The following is a 21,240-nucleotide window of genomic DNA, read 5'->3' as shown; positions in this document are numbered from 1 at the left end:
AAAACCCAACTTAACTATTTTATGCTAAGTTACTGTTTTATCAGAAGTTTTAATCTTCATCACCGCCGATGGATGTGCATTCTACAGCATTTCAGATGCCTTGCAACACCTTTTTTAAATAAATCTTACCGCATGTCTAATTTTTAGCCTTTTATGAAGTTTTTATTCATTTATTATACAATTTTGCTTAAATTACGCCTATTCCTAGTAATACAGTTTATCATTCCGGGTTAAACAACGCCACTATACTCAGAACAAGGCTTTGGGGTTTCCTTATGCATCGCTCTATTTATTTATCTTTATGCTTATTTTCTTTGGCCTCTAGCCCATTAATTTTTGCTGAAGACACTACTCAGGCTGAACAGACTGAAATAGAAACTGAATCTACTACTACTGATACGGTTCCACTCAGAGAAAAAATATCTTCCAAGGTGAGTCACCTGCAAACCCAGCTAAAAGTCGATGCTAGTGCTGCACAGGCTGAAGAAGTTAAAGATCCTTTTCAGGGCTGGAATAGAAAGGTGTATCAATTTAATGATGCAATCGATCAGGCAGTCGTTCGCCCCATTGCGGTTCAGTATCAGGAAAAGGTTCCTCAAGATGTTCGTGGCAGCTACACCCAGTTCCGTAGCAATTTGGGTGAACCATGGAATGCGGTAAACCAGTTGATTCAGGGCCGTCCTGCTCGTGCGGCAAAATCTTTGGGCCGTTTTACCATTAATACCTTAACTACTTTAGGTCTGGCAGATCCTGCCCGTCGTCTGGGATTGGATCATGAAGATGAAAAGTTCGGGATCACACTAGGTTATTATGGTGTACCTTCTGGCCCTTATGTGATGTTACCGTTCCTGGGCCCAAGTTCTGTGCGTGATACTTTCGGTATGGCAGTCGATAGCCAGACCCGTCCACAGAAATATATTCTTGAAGATGATGAAGGCTTGTATTGGGGTGATCAATTCTGGCGTGCAATTGATAATCGTGCAGAATTACTTGATATTGAAGGTGTGTTAACAGGTGATCGTTATGCACAAATTCGCGATATTTATTTGCAGCGCACCAATTATATGATCGCCCAGAAAAAAGGTCTGGAACAGGAATCTTTATTCCTTGAAGATGACTTCGATGATGAAAATCTTGAAGATGAATCTTTCGATGAAAATGAGACTGAATCTTCTAGTGATGACCTTTGAAACCTAAGCTCAATGATGATTTGCTAGCGGAAACTGTTCGCTAGCAATCATTTGCTTGTTATAGTACATCTTATAACTCATTCCAGGATCGAACTACCTGTCTATGTATTTCATTCAACCTACCCGTGATATTCCTTATTTAGATCAAGTACTTGAGAAGCTTCCGCACGTTCAAGTAATCAAGCTGGAAGATCACGACTTGTACGATGCAACGATTATTGCTATTGCAGATGTACATGATTATCTGAAATATAAGTGGAACCTTCCGACTGTAGTATTAGCGCTAGAAAATGAAGGAACAGCCTTGGCACAAGCTTGGGAACAAGGTGCTTTGGCAGGCTGGATCTGGAATAAACTGCCTGAACAACCCGATATCGCATTACAAAAAATTGATGCGCAATATAAGCGTAATCAGGATAGTCGTGATCTTCCTTCTGCGGCAGAGCTACAAAAACGTTTGCTGCCGAATGAAATTGAATTAACCAATTATGCAGTTGAAACCTATTTTCAGCCTTCTGCCTATCTATCTGGCGATTGGTACGATTACTGGAAAATCAGCGATAAAGAAATCATTTTTTATCTTGCGGATGTTTCTGGTCATGGCGTTACCAGCAGTTTATTAACGTCCTGGATGGCGGCTTTTCATGGTCGCTCCAAAACGCCTCGTGAGCTAATCAAGAAACTAAACGGGATGCTGGTTCAGGAAAATATCGAAAAGCATATCACCATGATTGCCGGAATCCTGAACCTGGAAACCCATGTCTTGAAATGGTCCAGTGCTGGTCACTACCCTCCTCCGATTATCTTTGAACCGAATCAGGAACCAAAAATCCTGTCATCCAGCAGCTTCCCTCTTGGCCTCACTGAAGACCTTGAGGTAGACGAAAATGAGTATATCTTCAGCCGCAATGCACGTTTCATTATCTGTTCAGATGGGGCATTGGAGCCGTTTAGCGGCGGTCTGAATGAACAATTTTCCCAATTATTGCATCACTTACAAAACGAATCCTTCGAAGCACCCGAACATGTTGCCGACGATATTGCCATTCTCAGCTTTATAAGAGTGAAATAGCAGTATAATCACAAGCTTTATAAGCACTTAATTTGATTGCGACTTTCAGCTACTTGAGTATCTATAGACCCTATGGGATAATTTAATATCCTTCTCTGCAAATGGCATTTATATGTCAACAGGTCATGTTGAATATGCAAGCTTGAATGGAACGCATATTTTTAAGCTTATCGGCGAAGTGCGGGCCCAATCTTGTATTAGTCTAGACAAATTACTGAACAAACTTGAGCAGCAGGACAACGTTGTTGGCGCAATTGTTGATCTGACTGAAACCAGCTTTATTGACAGCACTGTACTGGGTGTCCTAGCAAAATTAGGACTTAAACTTAAGCAGCTCCATAAGATCCAGGCGGTGATGTTGTCGACTAACTCTGATATCACTACTCTGGCCAACAGTATGGGCTTGGGGCAGGTCTTTGTCATTTTGGATTACTGCGGTGATTCAAATGTATGTACGCGTAAACTGATGGAAGAACATGTGACGCATCAAGCGATGCTGAAAACTGTTCTGGATGCACACAAGACTTTAATGCGGTTAAATCAGAGCAACCAGAATATGTTTGAGCCCTTGGTCAAACAGTTGCAAAAAGAACAAGATAATCTAGATCAAGTTTCTGAACAAAAGGTATAAACACACAATAAGGAATCCCTATGACTTTACTTTCTGTTGCACAAATGAATTCCCAGAATGAAATTGAGCAAAATTTCATGACTATCGAATCATTAATTCAACAAAGTAAAGCAAAAGGCGCTGAACTTATTGTCTTTCCTGAAAATTTCGTCTGTTTTGCTGCTGGTAAACAGCGCGAAACCGCTGCTCAGTTCGAGAGCATTCAACAACGTCTGGAACAGCTGGCTCATCAATATCAGATCTGGATTATCGCGGGGACATTACCATGTCCTTATCGTCCTGATGGTTCGATTATTGAAGATGGCCGGGTTAGAACCGTAAGTCTATGTATTAGTCCAGAAAAAACTGAAGCCCGCTATGACAAGATTCATCTCTTTGATGTACAGGTCGGTGATGCCGTTGGTGGCTATCAGGAATCCCAATTTTTTGAACCAGGTACCGATATTGTTGTTGCGAAAACGCCTTTTTGCAATATCGGTATGATGGTCTGCTATGACCTGCGTTTCCCTGAACTCGCGCTTCATTTACGTGGCCAAGGCGCGAATATTTTAACTGCGCCATCTGCCTTTACTTACACCACTGGCCAAATGCACTGGCAATTATTATTGCAAGCACGTGCTATGGATACTCAATGCACAGTTCTCGGTGCTGCTCAACAGGGTTGGCATGGTGAAAAACGTCAAACTTGGGGACATGCCGCTGCCACAAACAGCCGTGGTCAACTTCTCGATATGGTGCATGCGGAAGGCGCACAGATTATTACGGTTGATTTTGATTTGACTGAGCAGGCCAAAGTGCGTGAGTCTATGCCACTCATGCAGCATCACAAGCTATTACAATTTTCTTAAGTCATACTTTCTACTGCATTCTCATTTACTTGCATAAATTAACAAAATCCCTGCTTATTCTTCCCTAGAAATTATGGAGCATAGAAGTTCCATAAAAGAACAAGCAGGAAATACTCTCATGTCATTAGAAAAAGCAGTATATACCGCACGTGCCAAAGCTACAGGCGGCCGAGATGGCCGTGCAACCTCTGACGATCAGATTCTGGATGTGAAACTGGCAGTGCCTAAGGAAATGGGTGGCCCAGGTGGCGGGACCAATCCTGAACAATTGTTCGCTGCAGGTTATTCAGCCTGTTTTTTAGGTGCCATGAAGTTTGTTGCCAACCGGGATAAAATCAATATTAGCAAAGATGCCTATATTGAAGGTGAAGTTGGCATTGGTCCGATTCCTACCGGTTTTGGTATTGAAGTGACTTTAAATGTTCATTTAGAAGGCATGAAACAGGAAGAAGCTCAAAAGCTGGTCGATGCCGCACACATCGTTTGTCCTTATTCAAATGCAACCCGTAACAATATTGATGTTACTTTGAATGTCATCACCTAAGTCTAAATAAATATTTGACTCTCTATCCTGAAAAATCAGAAGTCATTTCAGGATAGAGCTGATCATTCTTATAAAATTTTGATCAAAATTGCTTTATGCTATTTAATAGAAAAATGATCATTTGAGATATTTATTTAAGAAAACAGTGCCTTCCTATCCCATCGAATAAAAATTTACTCTGCCGCCTCATTGGTTACACGCAGAACTTCTTCAATCGTGGTTTTACCAGCCAGCACTTTACGTAAACCATCATCGCGAATTGAACCTGATTGCTGACGTGCATAGGTTTCCAGCTCATATTCAGCCGCATTGCCATGAATCAGACGGCGCATATGTTCATCAACCGGTACAATTTCATAAATGGCAGTACGTCCACTAAAGCCGGTATTCCCACAGCGTTCACAACCGTGCGGTTGAGGTAATCTTAAATCCTGTGGATGCTCAATATGTTCAAACAGATTTTTCTCAAATGCATCTGCATCCTTCCAGGTCGCACAATGTGGACATAAGGTACGCACCAGACGCTGAGCAACTACGCCAATTAAAGAGCTGGATAGTAAGAATGGCTCAATTCCCATATCTTTTAAACGCGTCACTGCACCAATCGCAGTATTGGTATGTAGTGTTGATAATACCAGGTGACCAGTCAATGATGCCTGAACTGCAATTTCTGCAGTTTCCAGATCACGGATTTCCCCCACCATCACCACATCTGGATCCTGACGTAACATGGCTTTTAAGGCACGGGCAAAGGTCATATCGACTTTGGTATTTACCTGAGTCTGACCAATCCCTTCTAACTGATATTCCACTGGATCTTCAGCTGTCAGAATATTTTTGGAACCATCATTTAGATCAGAGAGTGCTGCATATAAGGTGGTGGTCTTACCCGAACCGGTAGGTCCAGTCACCAGAATAATACCATGAGGACGATGCACCAGGGTCTTGAGTCGATCATAATCGTTATTCATCAAGCCCAGATGAGTCATATTCAGACGGCCAGCCTGCTTATCCAGCAAACGCATCACCACCCGCTCACCATAAGAAGATGGCAAGGTCGAAACACGAACATCGACTTCGCGACCTGCCAGACGCAAGGAAATACGGCCATCCTGAGGAATCCGTTTTTCCGCAATATCCAGCTTGGCCATGACCTTGATCCGTGATATCAGTAATGGTGCCAGCTCACGACGCGGCTGCACAATTTCACGTAGTTGCCCATCGACACGCAAGCGTACAGAAAGTCGTTTTTCGAAGGATTCCACATGAATATCTGAGGCGCCAACACGGATTGCTTCAGACAACAAGGCATTGATCAGACGGACAATAGGCGCATCATCCTCCTGATCCATCAGATCTTCGGCTTCAGGGACCGAATCAGCAAGGCTTAATAAATCCGGGTGATCTTCCAGACCAGCCGCGACCTGCTGTGACTCACCACTATCGCCGGCAAAACTGGAACTGAGTAACTGATTGAATTCTTGTTCTGTACAATGTTGATACTGAGCCGGATGACCCAGCAAACGGCGTGCTTCCTGTAATGCAAGCATAGATGTATTGTCACGACGGACAATAAAAGCCTGATCTCCCTCATAACGCAATAGCACACCATGACGTTTCGCAAAGCTATACGGGATTTGTAATTGTTTCAGTACTTGCATCGCAGATTATAATAATGATGAAAAAATTTAAATTGAGTGTACTCTAAGCATATGACAGCGTGAAGTATGTTTTCAAAGATTTAGCAAGAAAGGATGCCAACATTGCCGCAAGATCAAGAGGAATTAAACCTGCAGTCTCCCAGAATTCAATGGTGGGGAGAACAAAGTTTTGAAATTAACGAGTCCAAGGCTTGGCAATTTGGCTCTCTGCTGTTTCGTTTGACCCGAGGTTTGCAGGAATGGCGACTGGAATATTATCGTCCGACGGTGCAGTACGATTATGAACAGCAATGGCATCAGATTAATGATCCACTGTTTGCATTTCCGAAACCGGTGAAAATTGAACGCTATATGTTCAAATCTACCCAAAGCAAGTTACAGCTTATGCCGCGTCTGGCGAATCGCTCCGTAGTAATTAAACCGGTTGATCCGATTTATATTCCGGCTGGACAACGTGGAACCCTCTATATCAGCACCCCGCTATGGATTGCCGGTTTTGTCGAAGGTCAACGTGAACCGATTTTTGATCTTCCAGTGATTTTACCGAAAGACACCTGGTTTGGACCCAATCATCGTTCCGGTGAAATTTGCTATGCTACCGCAGTTGACGGAAGAACCGAGCTCCAACAATTACGTCCTCGTGCATTCCGTGCTGTGACCCCGATTGAGTTTCATAATACCAGTCAGCAGCAACTGCGTTTCGATCGGATGAATGTTCCAGTACCTGCATTGCCTCTCTTTTATAGTGCCAGCACTGAACGTCTGTGGACCTCGCAGATTAAGGTTTTGCATGAAGGTCTGGATCGCCCACCTCGGATCCGGGTGGAAAACCGTACCCCGCCCAATGCGGGTGAAGTAGATTATTTACACCCACCGCGTGATCCAGCGGGAAATTTATTTAATATGTTTGATTCATTTTTCTAAGAGCGTGTGATGCCAAATTCGAATATTCCAACCGAAGTCACCAACAGTCTCAAGGGAGTATTTACCAATATTAATACGGATCGCCTGACTGAAATTGTCGTCGCGGTTGTGCTGTGTTTTATTGGTTTCCTGATCGCACGTTTTTTCTCGAATGCTTTTATCCGTACTATCGGTATACGCTTTAATGCGCATCAGCAAATGGTCTGGCGCCGCGGGATTTTCTACTTTATTTTCCTGTTGTTTGTGATGGCGAGTTTGAAGGAAGCCGGCTTTAAGCTCAGTGTTTTCCTCGGTGCAGCGGGTATTTTAACTGTGGCTTTGGGTTTCGCTTCTCAAACCTCTGCATCCAACCTGATCAGCGGTATCTTCCTGATTGGTGAAGGATCTTTTGAGGTCGGTGATACCATTCAGATTACACTGATTCGTGGACATACCGTTGAAGGTGAAGTGATTTCGATTGATTTGCTCTCGGTTAAACTGCTTACCCAAGATAATATCTATATACGTTTGCCGAACGAACAACTGATTCGGGCTCCGGTACACAACCTGTCCAAGTTTCCAATCCGGCGTATTCCGATTACCTTGGCTATTAATTTCCATGAAGACATCATCAAGGTGCGTGAAGTACTGCTTGATGTTGCCAATAAATATCCGCTGGTTCTGGCCGATCCAAAGCCTGCAGTCACAGTCACCGCCTTCCGTGAATCTTCGATTGAACTTTTGTTTGCGATTTGGTGTCAGCAGGAAAATTATCTGAAAGTCCGTGATGAAATGCAGGAACGGATTCGAAATGGCTTTCTCGATAACCAGATTGAAATTCCGGTACCGAAAATGGGCTTTGTTGATCATCCACTGGCTCGCCCACTGGAAAATGAAGACGTTGATCAATATGCCAATGAGAAGGAGCTGAAGAGAGAGCCGGATTTAAAATAACTTTTTCTAAATCCCTCCTCACCTCCCTTTACTAAGGGAGGAACTGTCATAAAAAGCCTGTCTTTCTTTTACATATCGCTTAAAGCTGTGCTTTAAGCTCGTTCAGGGTTTGGGGAGATTAAATTAACGCTCAAATCGAGTAATTTAGATTCAAACCCTTTTCTCCCCATCCGGCATTGGTGCTATATACGCAATCAGTAGCATGACCCCACCGGCCAGCAAGAATGAAATCACACGTGTCAGTGTACCGGTATGAGACAGGTCGAATAACACCAGCTTCAAGCTGACGATCACCAGAATACTGCCTCCTAAAATCCACATTGGTTTAAGCCTTTTTAGCGTAGCCGTCCACATGGTTGCCCAAGCCAACAATACCCAAAGAATCGTCAAGCTTAGCTGCACCGTAGCATTGCTCCATAATTCCAGACTATTAAATGGTATTTGCAGATAGATATGTAGGGCCCGTAATACAATATAGCTCGACAGCCATAACAGGCTTAGCACCATCAGTACCGACCTCATACCGCGATCGTGTCCTGCCCGAATCTGCTGCAACAGCATCCATAGGAAACTGGCAAGCATGGCCAGACTGATCAGATCAAATGGATTGAATAGAGGCAGCCAGTAATATTGGAAAGCTTGCTGGTTAAACAGCTGTGAGCATATTAACCAAGCTCCCATTAATACCAAGCAGTTTTTACTTTGCCAGAGTAAACGCCACTCTGAATTTTCTTTTTGTCGGTAACACCAGAACCAGAATACCAGAGGCAGAATTACCATACTGAGATAAGGCATGCTCGGTATTAGGCATAAACTGGCTAAAGCCAGGCTGGCAAAAACACCAAAGCTCATCCACTCTTTGGATAAATCAATCCCTTTCACCGGTCTTAACCATAAAGCAGCCAGCAATAATGATGAAAGTGCAAAGATTCCACGCTCCAAAGCACTTGGCCAGACCAGAATCCCATTTTCGCTATGATCAATAGCCAGCAAAATCGCAATGATCACCAATGGCGTAAGACTGCTCCATTTTGGCAATAACCAGCACCATTCCTGATGCTTGCGTTGTATGATTTCACTTAGAACCGTATAACCCAGTGCAAGACTGAATAAACTATAAATATAAGCCTGTTCATGAGCAAACTCATCTTCAAGCAAGGCAAACAACATCAGGGTCGAAGCAAAACTGAGAATGCTCAGAAAACTGATACTTAAACTATTCAGCTGCTGGCGATATTTGGCTTTAAGCTGACTCAGGAAGACGACGGTGACATAACAGAAGCTGAGAATCCAGAAAATTTCCCGCGGTGTGGAATTAAGCTCAATCAGATAGTAAACACTACTGAAGCCTGCCATGATCAGCAGTCCCATACTCAGATAATGCGCAACCCGAATATTCTTTTCCAATGCCCAGAGATAAATCAGTACGCCTTCAACTGCCCAACCGACTACGCTCCACTGCTCTGTCAATAAAATGGGGGGAACCAAAGCCAGAAAGATCAGCATCAGGCTGAGATAACTTTGGGAAATGACCTGAACACTTTCTCTACGACGCACTAAAGTCCAACAGATTGCAAATATCCCGGTAAATAACAGACTAAGCCCGGCTTGCCAAAGCTTCTGATCAGGCTCATTGAAATGAATGAGATACAGGAAAAGATAGGCGGTAATCGGTGCAGCGAAAATTAGGGCAAGATCCAGAACCGGTTTTAAACGAAAACGGGAAAGATCCTGCCGGGCCAGTAACTGGCTAAAGCGAAAGCCCAGCCAGATGAATACCGCACTATGAGCCAGAATCAGAGTCGTCATCGTATAACGTTCGTATGTATGACCATGAATCAGGCTATACATTCCACCTACTATGACTGTGACCAGAAAAGCAATCTGGTTCAGGATTTTCCAGGGCCGCAAACTGCTAAGTAACAGCACGCCGATATTAATCAGCAAATAATAACTGATGAATTCAACCGCAGAAGCATCCCGGGTCGGCAAGGTAAACGGCGCCAGATAGGCAATGAATAAGGCCATGACTGCCAGCTCAATACTTTCCTGTTTCAAGCTTAAGTACAGCGCAATTGCCAAAATGACCAAGAACACCAGAGCTGCCAGTGGCAACGTGGCAATCACCAGATTGTAATAGGCAAAGAACAAGGTCAGAAATAGTGCCCCTAATCCCAAACCTTCCAGTGCCAGACCGAAACTTCGATTTTTAGTGATCAGAGCAAAACCCAATCCGGTCACAACAACAGCAGATAAAGCGACCAGTCCTAATTTCACCACCAAGCTCAGTTGCCAGTGCTCTGTCGCAAAACGGAGTAATAAAATAATCCCAATGACCAGAATCGCGATCGCAGCTTTGAGAACTGGATTTCCGCGAAAAATCCACTGTTGGATCTGACCCAGCAATTGTGGTGGATCTGGACTAGCTTGAGCAGCAATAGGTAAAGGAATATCTGGTTGAGTGATTTCTGGATGTGTCTGATCTGCTGATCGGTAACGAGATTGCAACTGGATAATATTACGTTCCAAACGTTGTAGCCAGCGTAATAGAAAGAAAATCCAGGCGGTAATACCAATGCCCATGAGCCAGTTAAGCTCAGTCACGCCTCCGACAATGGCGATAATAGAAGAAATATATAGCGGTATTTTAGAATTGGCTGACATAATCACCTGCGTCGGTGCTGCCAGATCCCGCATGGGCGCTTCAATGGCACTGATATATTGCATCACGCTGATCAGGAAACCCAGACCAGTGAGATAAGTCACGATCTGCAATTCCAGATACCATGCACTTATTCCCACAATTACCAGACTAATCAGCCAGATCATACGCAATTCATTTTGCCCTGCCGTCATTCTTCTCGTTCTCGTTCCTTAACCATGTCATCATACAACAGCTTGTACTGCTTATTTCATCTTCACCCGATATTCGCTAAGCTGTAGAAACCGACTTGCCCCTGCGAGTGCAGTAAAAATCACGTACAATAAAACTGTTTTTTGAATAAGGAATTGATTACATGCCACCATTTGTCTTGGTCGATGGCTCTTACTTTTTATTTCGTGCCTTTCATGCACTACCACCATTAACCACGTCAACCGGTCTGCACACCAATGCAATTCGTGGTGCGATTTCTGCTATTCAAAAACTGATGCGCCGTACCCAGCCAACCCATATGGCGGTGATTTTCGACACGCCTGAACCGACTTTCCGTCACGAGCTATCACCTATTTATAAAGGTGACCGTCCGAGCATGCCGGAAGAACTGTCACAGCAAATTCCATACTTACATGCCTTGATTCGCGCATTAGGCATTCCCCTGCATATGCTGCCAGGTGCGGAAGCCGATGACATTATTGGTACACTGGCTAAACGTGCTGAAGCTTTAGGTCATCAGGTGCTGATTTCAACTGGTGATAAAGACATGGCACAGCTGGTAACTGATAAAGTGACTCTGGAAGACAGTTTCAAAGAAAAACCAATGGATGTTGATGGGGTTTTTGAAAAGTTTGGCGTATGGCCAAACCAGATCATTGACTATCTGACCCTGATGGGCGATGCCTCAGATGGTATTATGGGTGTGCCTGGAATTGGGGCAAAAACTGCAGCCAAATTACTCAATGAATATGGCTCGATTGGTGGCATTCTGGAAAATGTCGACAAGATCAAAGGTAAAGTGGGTCAGAATATTAAAGACAATACCGATGGCATTGCATTGGATCATCAATTGGCCAGCATCATTTGCGATCTGGATTTAAGCTTCACTTATGATGACCTGAAACTTCAGGACCCAAATGTAGAAGCTTTACGTAATCTTTATACTGAACTGGAATTCCGTAACCAGCTGCAATCACTGGACCATCCGAATAATCCAAACAATCGTAACTATAAACAGGCTACCCAATCGATTACTGCTAAAGCAGCACCTGAACCTCAGGAAGCCGATGAGCAGCAAGCGACACTGAGCAGTGATAACGATCAGCTTGGAGAAGCGACATATCATACTGTATTAACTCAGGAAGATTGGGACAAGCTGTTTGAACGTTTAAATACTGAAAAACGCTTTGCTTTTGATACTGAAACCACCAGCCTGGATTATCGTATTGCACAGATTGTCGGTTTTTCGGTGGCTTTTGATGCAGAGGATGCCTATTACGTACCATTGGCACATGATTATGAAGGTGTACCAGAACAGCTAAATCGTGAAGAAATTCTGGCTCAGATCAAACCGATTTTAGAAGATGAAGCCATTCAGAAAATTGGCCACCACCTGAAATATGATGCGCATGTTCTGGAAAATCACGACATTCATCTGGCGGGCTGGTATTTTGATACCATGCTGGCTTCTTATGTGCTCAACTCGGTTGCCACCCGTCATGGCATGGATGATGTGGCTCGTCTGTACTTAAGCCACTTAACCACGACCTATGAACAGGTGGCAGGTAAAGGCGCCAAACAAAAAACTTTCAATAAAATCGAGATCGAAGCCGCAGCACACTACTCCGCAGAAGATGCACATGTGACCTATCGTTTGTTTGAAGTACTGAGCAAAAAGCTTCAAACTTATCCTGAGCTGGTCAATATTCTACACAATATTGAAATGCCTGTAGCGCGTGTGCTGACCAGCATGGAAGAAAATGGTATCCGACTGGATCTGGCTTTCTTGGATCAACTCGGTTGTGAATTTGCTCAAACCATGCAGAATCTAGAAAATCAGATCACGGAAATAGCTGGTGAAGCGTTTAATGTCAGCTCTCCGAAACAGGTCGGTGAAGTTCTGTTTGATAAACTAGGCCTAAAAGGTGGCAAAAAGACCTCTACCGGTCAGTACAGCACCAGTGAAAGTGTGCTGGAAAAACTGGAACACCCGATTGCTGAACTGATTCTGGAATATCGGGGTCTGTCCAAACTGAAAAGCACCTATACCGATGGTCTATGCAAGCAGGCCAATAATGAGACCCATCGTGTGCATACCAGTTATCATCAGGCACTGACTGCAACCGGCCGTTTATCATCAACCGATCCAAACCTGCAGAATATTCCCATTCGTGCCGAAATCGGTCGTCAGATTCGTAAGGCCTTTATTGCGCCTGAAGGCCGTGTCTTACTCGCAGCCGATTATTCACAGATTGAATTGCGTCTGATGGCACATTTATCTCAGGATGATGCACTAGTAGATGCCTTTAACCATGGACAGGACGTGCACCGCCGTACCGCAGCTGAAGTTCTCGGTATCCCGCTTGAAGAAGTGACCAATGATCAGCGTCGTCAGGCTAAAGCCGTGAACTTCGGTCTACTCTATGGCATGTCTGAATTTGGCCTGACCCGTCAGTTAGGTTTTACTCGTCAGGAATCCCAGGAATATATCAAACAGTATTTCCGCCGCTATCCGGGAATTTATGAATATATGCAGCGTACCCGTCAGGTTGCATTGGAACAAGGCTTTGTCGAAACCATTCTGGGTCGCCGTTTGTATACGCCAGATATCGATACGCGTAACATGATGGTCCGCAAAGCCGCTGAACGTGCTGCGATTAATGCACCATTACAAGGTTCGGCTGCAGACATCATTAAAATGGCGATGATTGAGGTTGATAAAATGCTACCTAAAGATCAGGCCAAAATGCTGCTACAAGTCCACGATGAATTAGTATTTGAAGTCGATGAAGCAATTGCAGATGAACTGGCACCTCAACTGGCTGAAGTGATGCAATCCGTGATTGAAATCTCTGTGCCTTTGGTCGTGGAAGTTGGTAAAGGCATGAACTGGGATGAAGCGCATTAATACTAAAGCCCCTTCCTCCTTTTAGGAGGAAGGTTGGGATGGAGGTTATTTGAATTTATAGACCTTACCCTAACCCTTTCCTACAAGGAGAGGGAATTTTCTTGAAATAAAAAAGGACGCTTAGGCGTCCTTTTTCTTTGGGATCTGATTAAAGACCGGTTAGCAATACAATTGCCACCTGATTCATGATCATTTCAATTACGATCAATGCCAAAATTGCCAGAATTGGAGACAGGTCGATCATCCCCATATTCGGCATGATACGGCGGAACGGTGCCAATAATGGTTCTGCAAGTTCCTGAACCACTTCAATATAAGGTGAACGGGATTGGGTAAACATCACCACCCAGCTCAAAATAATCGTTGCAAAAATCAGGTAACGACAGAAGCGGATCAAATCCTGCATCATGGTGACGAAGGTTAGAATAAGCAAATGGATTGGACCATTTGGCATTCCCCCGGACAAATACATGATGCCAAAAATTTTCAGCAAATACAGCACGACTAAAAGTGCCAGTGCAGCAGTATTCACCCGGCCTTTACCTGCGGTTGGGAAAATACGCCCGAACACATCTACAATTTTAGTCGCTTTGACAGTAGATAGAACGACAGGATTATAAGGACTCACCGCGGCCAATTGCATTAAAAAGCGGAAGAATACGAGCAAAATCGCGACGTTAATGATAATGCCAAAAATTAGCGCAGAATTTGCACCCATACTTGAACGTTCCTAAAAATTAAACTGAAGATTATTTGCTATTGTCACTGAGCTCTTGGGCCAGTTCCTGACTACGTTTTTGCGCAGCAGCAAGCGCTGCCTGAATATTCTGAGAAATTTGCGCGCGATCAAATACTTCCAATGCCGCTTGAGTTGTACCATTCGGAGATGTGACATTCTTACGCAGCTCTGCTGGTGTATTAGAACTGGTGATCGCCATTTGCGCTGCCCCCAAAGCAGTTTGCAACGTCAATGCAGTAGCTACTTTTTCATCCAGACCTAAATTCTTGCCTGCACGAATCATGCTTTCCATCATATAGAAGAAGTAAGCAGGCCCTGAACCAGACACAGCAGTTACGGCATCAATCTGAGCTTCTGAGTTTACCCAAATTGTCAGGCCGGTAGAAGCCAAAATCTGACTCGCCAGCTCACGGTCATCACTACCAACTTCTGCATTGGCAAATAAACCATGTGCACCAGTCTGTACCAATGCGGGTGTATTTGGCATCACACGGACAATACGGTCAGTACCCAATAGCACAGATAGTGTTGCAATCTCGGCACCCGCAACAATTGAAATCACCAGCTTACCAGCAAGTAAACCTTGAAGTGGTTTTAACACACCAGCTAAAACCTGTGGTTTGACTGCAAACAGGACGATATCCGCATCTTTAATAGCAGCAATATTATCATCAGTGACATTGACTTCTTTTTCTGCAAGAAGTGAGCGTACTTTCTCAACCGGATCAGAAACTGTAATACGCGTTGCTGGCAACCCCTGCGAAATTAGCCCGCCAATCAAGGCTTGTGCCATATTACCGCCACCAATAAAACTAATATTACAATTTAAAGCTGCACTCATGTTTAATGCTCGTCGTTGAATTCTAAAGTTGAAGAAACCGAAATGGGTAGCCACCCCCCTGCCTCACAATATGCAGATTGAGCTAACCAAAATCCTTTAGGTGTAAACACGCCTAGCATAACATTATCTGTGCTTAATATTTGAATAGTATGCCGAGTCCAGGGAAATATTTGCGCTTCCTGAATGGCTTTTTTGAGCGGCCAGTGCCCCATCCGGCCATAGAGATGAATTTTTTCACCCCCCTTCCGTTGACGTAAATACAAGGGTTGTCCTAATAAAGTGGGAGACAATCCTATCTCAGCCCTTTGAATCCCGAATTGACCAGAAGGAAGATGAACCTGATTTTTATTCTGTAAAATGATCTGCTGTTCAGCTACGTTTAGCTGTTGATCAGCCAGATAAACTTCAGCTTTTAGGCGATGTAACTGCTGCTGATAACGCACGTAATAATAGCCCGACCAATGCAGCGCTGCCTGAGCATCCTGTTTCGCTTCGATTACTTCGGTCTGTACACGCTCAACCATGTCCAGAGAAGGACGATATTGTCCTTCGCCTTTCATCCAGACCGAGATTAACTGGCGCTGCCGTGCTTTGGATAAACTTGAGAATGAAGGTATATCGAGGATTTCGGCATTGCCACAGCGTTTCAGATCCTGCTCCAATACTTCTTGCAGAATGTTTTGCGCATCTTGCATCAGTTCACTGGTACGTGCCAAGGCGGACTGCATTTTCGGATAGCGATGACTTAAGACTGGCCATAGCACCTGACGTGCCCAAGCACGGTCATAATGGGTATTCTGATTGGTCGGATCTTCAATATTCTGGATGTTTAAATCTGCTGCCCATTGGCAAATCTGCTCACGGGAAATATCCAGCAGTGGCCGCCAAATGGTTAAATCGTGGCGTATATCGATCGCTTTCATGGCGGCCAGACCATCAATCCCTGCACCAGAAAGTAAGCGCAACATTAAAGTTTCTGCCTGATCCTGCTGATGATGAGCCAAGACTAGAACTTCATTGGGCTGAAGATGTTGTAAATAAGCTTGGTAACGCGATTGGCGAGCCTGAGATTCCAGATTGCCACTGGCAACATGGACCGGCTGAATGATGCAGGGAATATTTAGTTGCTGACACTGTTGCTGGACAAAAGTGCCCCATTCCCCGCTGATACTTTGCAATTGATGATCAACATAGATCGCACGGATTTTTCCCGGGCACAAAAAAAACATCAGATGCAGCAACAGCATGGAATCCACGCCGCCACTACATCCGATTAGAAATTTTGTCTCTGCAGGAAAGCCCTGCAGTTGCTTTAAGATGCCAGACCTAAATTGTCGCTGCCAAACTTCATTAAACGTTGGTAACGTGCTTCGCATCGTGCTTGTGGTTCCATTGCTTGCAGTTCATTTAAAGCTTCTTTCAGGACTGCTTTCAGTTGGTACATGACTTCATCCGGATCCAGATGTGCACCTTCACCTTCATCAACTACGTATTCAACAATGCCCATCTTCTGCAATTTTTCAGCAGTTAATGCCAAAGCTTCACTGGCTTGTTCCGCTTTTTCTGCAGTTTTCCACAGAATAGACGCACAACCTTCCGGTGAAATCACTGAATAAATACTGTGAGACAGCATCACTACACGATCTGCCACGCCAATCCCGAGTGCACCGCCTGAACCACCTTCACCCAGAACAGTGGCAATTACAGGTACTTTCAGATTAGAAAGTTGTGCCAAACTCGATGCAATCGCTTCAGCCTGACCACGCTCTTCCGCACCCACACCCGGGTATGCACCCATGGTATCAATAAAGGTGAAGACTGGCAGATTAAAACGTTCCGCCATATCGAGCAGACGCTGAGCTTTACGGTAACCTTCCGGGTTACTCATTCCAAAATTATGCTGTAATTTTTCACGGGTACTACGACCACGGTGCTGACCCACGATCATCACTGGTTGTCCATCGAAACGTGCCAGACCACCGATCATTGCGCCATCATCACCATAGAGACGGTCGCCATGCAAAGCATCAAATTCAGTGAATATTTCACCTACGTAGTCCAGAAATTGTGGACGTTCCGGATGACGAGCAATCTGTACTGTCGTCCATGCTTTTGATGGGGTAGCTTTATTTTTCATAGGTCAACCGTTTTCATCCCTATAAAGGTATTAATTAACAAATTGTTCAGATTGAACCGAGAGCTCGATCTCCCAATTTTTAAACTGCACCTGTTCATCATGCAGTTCAGCAATCAATAATGGCCATTGTTTGGCATCACCAGAAATGCTGAGCTGCCATTGTTGCGCATTCTTGACCTTAAGTTCAATGGCAGGAAGCATCTCATCACTACGACTGTGATTGACCAAAACCGCCAGACGCAACAGCAAACACAGCTGTAAAAGTTTAGTTCCACCGACTTTCATCACATCATGCTTGGCATCAGCGCGCAATTTACGGCGATGATGTGCGACCAAATGTGACAAATAATTCTGATCTACCTGCGAAAAACCGGCAATGTCAGAATGTTGCAACAAATAGGCACCGTGGCGGTGATAACCACTATGACTGATCGCTAAACCAATTTCGTGCAAATAAGCTGCACGACGAAGTAAATCACTGTCCTCGCTATATAGGCCAAGATCACCTGCTACATCATCAAACAGTTTTTGTGCAGTCTGCACTACACGTTCGGCCTGCTTGGCATCGGCATTATAACGACCAATCAAGGCATGGACTGAACGATCACGTATATCTTCATGCTTGAAACGACCCAAGAGGTCATACATCACACCTTCACGTAATGCTCCATCTGAATAGACCAGATGTGGAATATTCAGTACATCAAATACCGCATATAAAATGGCAATTCCTGCAGGCAAGACTGCACGGCGGTCATCTTTCAGACCTTCAAATTCCATGTCCGAAACATGCTTATATTTGAATAATTTGTCTTTAAGTTTTTCCAGACCTTCACGAGTGAGCTGTTCTTTATCATTGCTCCAGCCCATGTTGACACAGATCTGACGGCAAGCCTTAATCGTACCACTCGAACCAACCACCGCATCCCAACCGGCAGATTTATAAGTATTGGCAATGCCTGAAATTTCTTTACGTGCCGCAGTCACTGCCTTATCAAAAGCTTTATGGGTAATTTCACCATCAGCAAAGAATTTCTTGGTAAAAGTCACACAACCCATCTGAACTGATTCGGTATGAATGGGTTCAAATTCTTCCCCGATAATCAGTTCAGTCGAGCCCCCACCGATATCTACCACCAGACGACGGCCAGTATTGGGCATGGTATGTGACACACCGAGATAAATTAGACGCGCTTCTTCACGACCAGCAATAATTTCAATCGGTTTTGGTAAAATTTCAGCCGCTTTCTGAATGAACTCATGACCATTTTTGGCTTGGCGTAATGCATTGGTTGCCACAATCCGTAAACGGTTTGGTTGTACAGAACCCAAACGTCCGACAAAACGGGCCAGACAAGCTAAACCACGCTGCTGTGCGGCTTCAGTTAAATTTTTATTTTCATCCAGTCCCGCAGCAAGCTGAACCTTTTCTGACATTGATGCGACTTTTTTCACTTCGCCATGATCCACCCGGGCAATCGCCAAATGAAAACTGTTTGATCCCATATCGATGGCTGCGAGTAATTCTTCATCAATCAAAAAATCAGACATTCTAGAAATAAACCTTTTAAGAATTGTGCTTAGAGTAATTCACAACCATGCAATTTAAAAGCCATTTGTCAGGACAATTTCGCGTAATTATTTTTTTCATTTATAGGACAATTGTATGAGGCGATGGTGACTATCGTGATCATCCATTAGACAAAACAACATTAAAGCTTGAAAATTTACAGATTCCCCTACATTGTTAAAGATGGCTATGTAATACTAATAATTATAGTTATCTTTATAAAATTAATTTTGGAGCACTCTATGTCTGGCAACATCGTAAACACTACTGACGCAAACTTCGAAGCAGACGTTCTTCAATCAGACGTTCCTGTGCTGGTTGATTTCTGGGCTGGCTGGTGTGCACCATGTAAAGCTATTGCCCCTGTACTTGAAGTATTGGCTGATGAATATCAAGGCAAAGTGAAAATTGTCAAAGTTGACGTAACGTCTTGCGAACAAACTGCTGTGAACTTCAATATCCGTAACATTCCAGCTTTATTGATGTTCAAAAATGGTGAAGTCGTAGCGACTCAAGTCGGTGCAGCACCAAAATCTAAATTGACTGCATTTATTGATCAAAATATCTAAGCACTAAATGTTCAACTAAAAATACGCGACCAAAGGTTGCGTATTTTTTTCGTCTATAAATTGACAAAAACCTGTTTCTCTCTTATATTTCAACTTCAAGAGATAAAGGATGCTAAATCCTGTCAGTTTCTTACAAGACACATTACATAACATGCCGCTCGGCAATAGAAATTGTTTTCACATTTCTCTTTGAAACAATCAAACAGACCTCTGAATTGTTCTTGTGCAAATTCAATTGCTTTCGTTTGAATGCTTATATGCGGCCGAATGTTACTCCCTTTCTAACCTATACCTTAGAACTTTGATTCTATCTGACCACCTATGAATTTAACCGAACTCAAGAAAAAACCGATTGGCGAACTCATCAAGATTGCCGAGTTTATGGGCCTTGAAGGTATGGCTCGTAACCGTAAGCAAGACATTATTTTTGCCATCTTAAAACGCCATGCGATGAATGGCGAAGAGATTTTTGGTGATGGCGTTCTAGAAATTTTGTCAGATGGTTTTGGCTTCTTACGCTCTGCAGCAGGCTCTTATTTGGCAGGTCCTGACGATATCTATGTCAGCCCATCACAAATTCGACGCTTTAACCTGCGTACCGGTGACACCATTACGGGAACCATTCGTCCGCCTAAAGAGGGTGAGCGTTATTTTGCTTTGCTTAAAGTCAATCAGATTAACTACGATACCCCAGAGAATTCACGTAATAAAATCCTGTTCGAAAACTTAACTCCATTGTTCCCTACTGAACAATTAGTGATGGAACTTGGTAATGGTACGACTGAAGATTTAACTGCACGTGTCGTCGATCTGGTGGCACCCATTGGTAAAGGTCAACGTTCGATTATCGTAGCACCACCAAAAGCTGGTAAAACCATGCTATTACAGAACATCGCGCAATCGATTGTTCGTAATAACCCTGAATGCTTCCTGATTGTCCTTTTGATTGATGAACGTCCTGAAGAAGTCACCGAAATGGAACGTACTGTTCGTGGTGAAGTGGTCGCCTCTACCTTTGATGAATCCCCTGCCCGTCACGTTCAAGTGGCTGAAATGGTGATTGAAAAAGCTAAACGTCTGGTTGAACACAAGAAAGATGTGGTGATTCTGCTGGATTCGATTACCCGTCTGGCACGTGCATATAACACTGTGATTCCTTCATCAGGTAAGGTACTGACCGGTGGTGTAGATGCACATGCACTTGAGCGTCCTAAACGTTTCTTTGGTGCTGCACGTAATATCGAAGAAGGCGGTTCTCTTACAATCATTTCTACTGCACTGATTGAAACCGGCAGTAAAATGGATGAAGTGATCTACGAAGAATTCAAAGGTACAGGTAACCAGGAAATCACGCTGGATCGCCGTATTGCGGAAAAACGCGTATTCCCTGCGATGAATATCAAGAAATCCGGTACGCGTCGTGAAGAACGTTTAATGTCCGAAGACAAACTGCGTAAAGTCTGGATTCTTCGTAAACTTCTGCATACCCAAGATGAACTGGTCGCGATGGAATTCTTGCTTGACCGCATGAAAGAAACCAAAACCAATGATGATTTTTTTGATCAAATGAAACGCAAAGCATCGAACTAAAATTATCAGAAAGGTCACCATTCAAGGTGGCCTTTTTTTTATGGTTGACGTATGTTACACAATAAAACAATGTACTGAGTTATCTGTAAACTTCTTTTTAAGTTTTTGATTATTAAAGTAAACAAATAAATAAGTGTATAATTTTTATAAGCTTAATAAGCCTTTCTCCAATCTATATCTTTCAATTAATTGTTATTTTCTGTTAAAA

17 protein-coding genes are annotated in these 21,240 nt (G+C 43.7%); 10 read left to right on the top strand and 7 right to left on the bottom strand.

What is annotated here, in order from left to right:
- Positions 1-275 precede the first annotated feature (275 nt).
- The 5 genes from B3143_RS10430 (at position 276) to B3143_RS10410 (ending at position 4,285) form a co-directional block, all read left to right on the top strand.
- Positions 276-1,190 (top strand): MlaA family lipoprotein, encoded by a 915-nt coding sequence (locus B3143_RS10430; RefSeq protein ID WP_005233975.1) that lies wholly within the window; start codon positions 276-278, stop codon positions 1,188-1,190.
- Positions 1,191-1,293: 103 nt separating this feature from the next.
- Complete coding sequence (gene gigA / locus B3143_RS10425; RefSeq protein ID WP_005233974.1) at positions 1,294-2,262, top strand: RsbU family protein phosphatase GigA; 969 nt, start codon at positions 1,294-1,296, stop codon at positions 2,260-2,262.
- 112 nt (positions 2,263-2,374) lie between these two features.
- On the top strand, positions 2,375-2,893 hold the full coding sequence (gigB, locus tag B3143_RS10420; protein ID WP_004783532.1) for an anti-anti-sigma factor GigB: 519 nt from the start codon (positions 2,375-2,377) through the stop codon (positions 2,891-2,893).
- A gap of 20 nt (positions 2,894-2,913) precedes the next feature.
- Positions 2,914-3,741 carry a carbon-nitrogen hydrolase family protein gene (locus B3143_RS10415; RefSeq protein ID WP_005233971.1) on the top strand — a complete coding sequence of 276 codons (828 nt, stop codon included), beginning with the start codon at positions 2,914-2,916 and terminating at the stop codon, positions 3,739-3,741.
- A gap of 118 nt (positions 3,742-3,859) precedes the next feature.
- Positions 3,860-4,285, top strand: coding sequence for an organic hydroperoxide resistance protein (locus B3143_RS10410; protein ID WP_005233969.1), 426 nt, complete (start codon positions 3,860-3,862; stop codon positions 4,283-4,285).
- Positions 4,286-4,458: 173 nt separating this feature from the next.
- Here B3143_RS10410 and gspE read toward each other — a convergent pair whose 3' ends face one another.
- Positions 4,459-5,946, bottom strand: a complete 1,488-nt coding sequence (gspE, locus tag B3143_RS10405) for a type II secretion system ATPase GspE (RefSeq protein ID WP_005233967.1) — start codon at positions 5,944-5,946, stop codon at positions 4,459-4,461.
- Positions 5,947-6,048: 102 nt separating this feature from the next.
- On the opposite strand from gspE, the gene B3143_RS10400 reads away from it, so the two are divergent.
- The gene (locus tag B3143_RS10400) at positions 6,049-6,870 is read left to right on the top strand and encodes a hypothetical protein (RefSeq protein ID WP_005233965.1); all 822 of its coding nucleotides are present in this window, start codon (positions 6,049-6,051) and stop codon (positions 6,868-6,870) included.
- A gap of 9 nt (positions 6,871-6,879) precedes the next feature.
- Positions 6,880-7,803: a mechanosensitive ion channel family protein gene (locus tag B3143_RS10395; RefSeq protein ID WP_005233958.1), complete on the top strand. Its 924-nt coding sequence runs from the start codon at positions 6,880-6,882 to the stop codon at positions 7,801-7,803.
- A 150-nt stretch (positions 7,804-7,953) separates the two neighbouring features.
- On the opposite strand, the gene B3143_RS10390 is transcribed toward B3143_RS10395, so the two are convergent.
- Positions 7,954-10,659 carry a DUF2339 domain-containing protein gene (locus B3143_RS10390; protein WP_005233956.1) on the bottom strand — a complete coding sequence of 902 codons (2,706 nt, stop codon included), beginning with the start codon at positions 10,657-10,659 and terminating at the stop codon, positions 7,954-7,956.
- A gap of 161 nt (positions 10,660-10,820) precedes the next feature.
- Between B3143_RS10390 and polA the strand changes: the two genes are divergently transcribed.
- Positions 10,821-13,586 carry a DNA polymerase I gene (gene polA, locus B3143_RS10385; protein WP_286740403.1) on the top strand — a complete coding sequence of 922 codons (2,766 nt, stop codon included), beginning with the start codon at positions 10,821-10,823 and terminating at the stop codon, positions 13,584-13,586.
- A 148-nt stretch (positions 13,587-13,734) separates the two neighbouring features.
- Here polA and B3143_RS10380 read toward each other — a convergent pair whose 3' ends face one another.
- Genes B3143_RS10380 through ppx form a run of 5 tightly spaced genes read right to left on the bottom strand, consistent with a single transcriptional unit; the run spans position 13,735 to position 18,854 of the window.
- A complete protein-coding gene (locus tag B3143_RS10380; RefSeq protein WP_004783550.1) occupies positions 13,735-14,304 on the bottom strand; it encodes a YggT family protein in 570 nt (189 codons plus the stop codon).
- 31 nt (positions 14,305-14,335) lie between these two features.
- Positions 14,336-15,166, bottom strand: coding sequence for a pyrroline-5-carboxylate reductase (gene proC / locus B3143_RS10375; protein ID WP_005233951.1), 831 nt, complete (start codon positions 15,164-15,166; stop codon positions 14,336-14,338).
- Between the two features lie 2 nt (positions 15,167-15,168).
- Positions 15,169-16,542, bottom strand: coding sequence for a tRNA lysidine(34) synthetase TilS (tilS, locus tag B3143_RS10370; protein WP_082188703.1), 1,374 nt, complete (start codon positions 16,540-16,542; stop codon positions 15,169-15,171).
- On the bottom strand, positions 16,479-17,303 hold the full coding sequence (locus B3143_RS10365) for an acetyl-CoA carboxylase carboxyltransferase subunit alpha (protein ID WP_004783557.1): 825 nt from the start codon (positions 17,301-17,303) through the stop codon (positions 16,479-16,481). The genes tilS and B3143_RS10365 overlap by 64 nt, the downstream gene beginning before the upstream one ends.
- A gap of 30 nt (positions 17,304-17,333) precedes the next feature.
- The gene (gene ppx, locus B3143_RS10360; RefSeq protein ID WP_005233947.1) at positions 17,334-18,854 is read right to left on the bottom strand and encodes an exopolyphosphatase; all 1,521 of its coding nucleotides are present in this window, start codon (positions 18,852-18,854) and stop codon (positions 17,334-17,336) included.
- 261 nt (positions 18,855-19,115) lie between these two features.
- Between ppx and trxA the strand changes: the two genes are divergently transcribed.
- A complete protein-coding gene (gene trxA / locus B3143_RS10355; protein ID WP_005233946.1) occupies positions 19,116-19,442 on the top strand; it encodes a thioredoxin in 327 nt (108 codons plus the stop codon).
- Positions 19,443-19,763: 321 nt separating this feature from the next.
- Positions 19,764-21,032 (top strand): transcription termination factor Rho, encoded by a 1,269-nt coding sequence (rho, locus tag B3143_RS10350; protein WP_004783562.1) that lies wholly within the window; start codon positions 19,764-19,766, stop codon positions 21,030-21,032.
- Positions 21,033-21,240 lie beyond the last annotated feature (208 nt).

It is taken from the genome of Acinetobacter sp. UBA1496 (genome assembly GCF_002324975.1).
Classification (GTDB): Bacteria; Pseudomonadota; Gammaproteobacteria; order Pseudomonadales; family Moraxellaceae; genus Acinetobacter; species Acinetobacter variabilis.
Note: the sequence above shows the minus strand (reverse complement) of the source record. Positions and strands in the feature narration are given on the sequence as shown.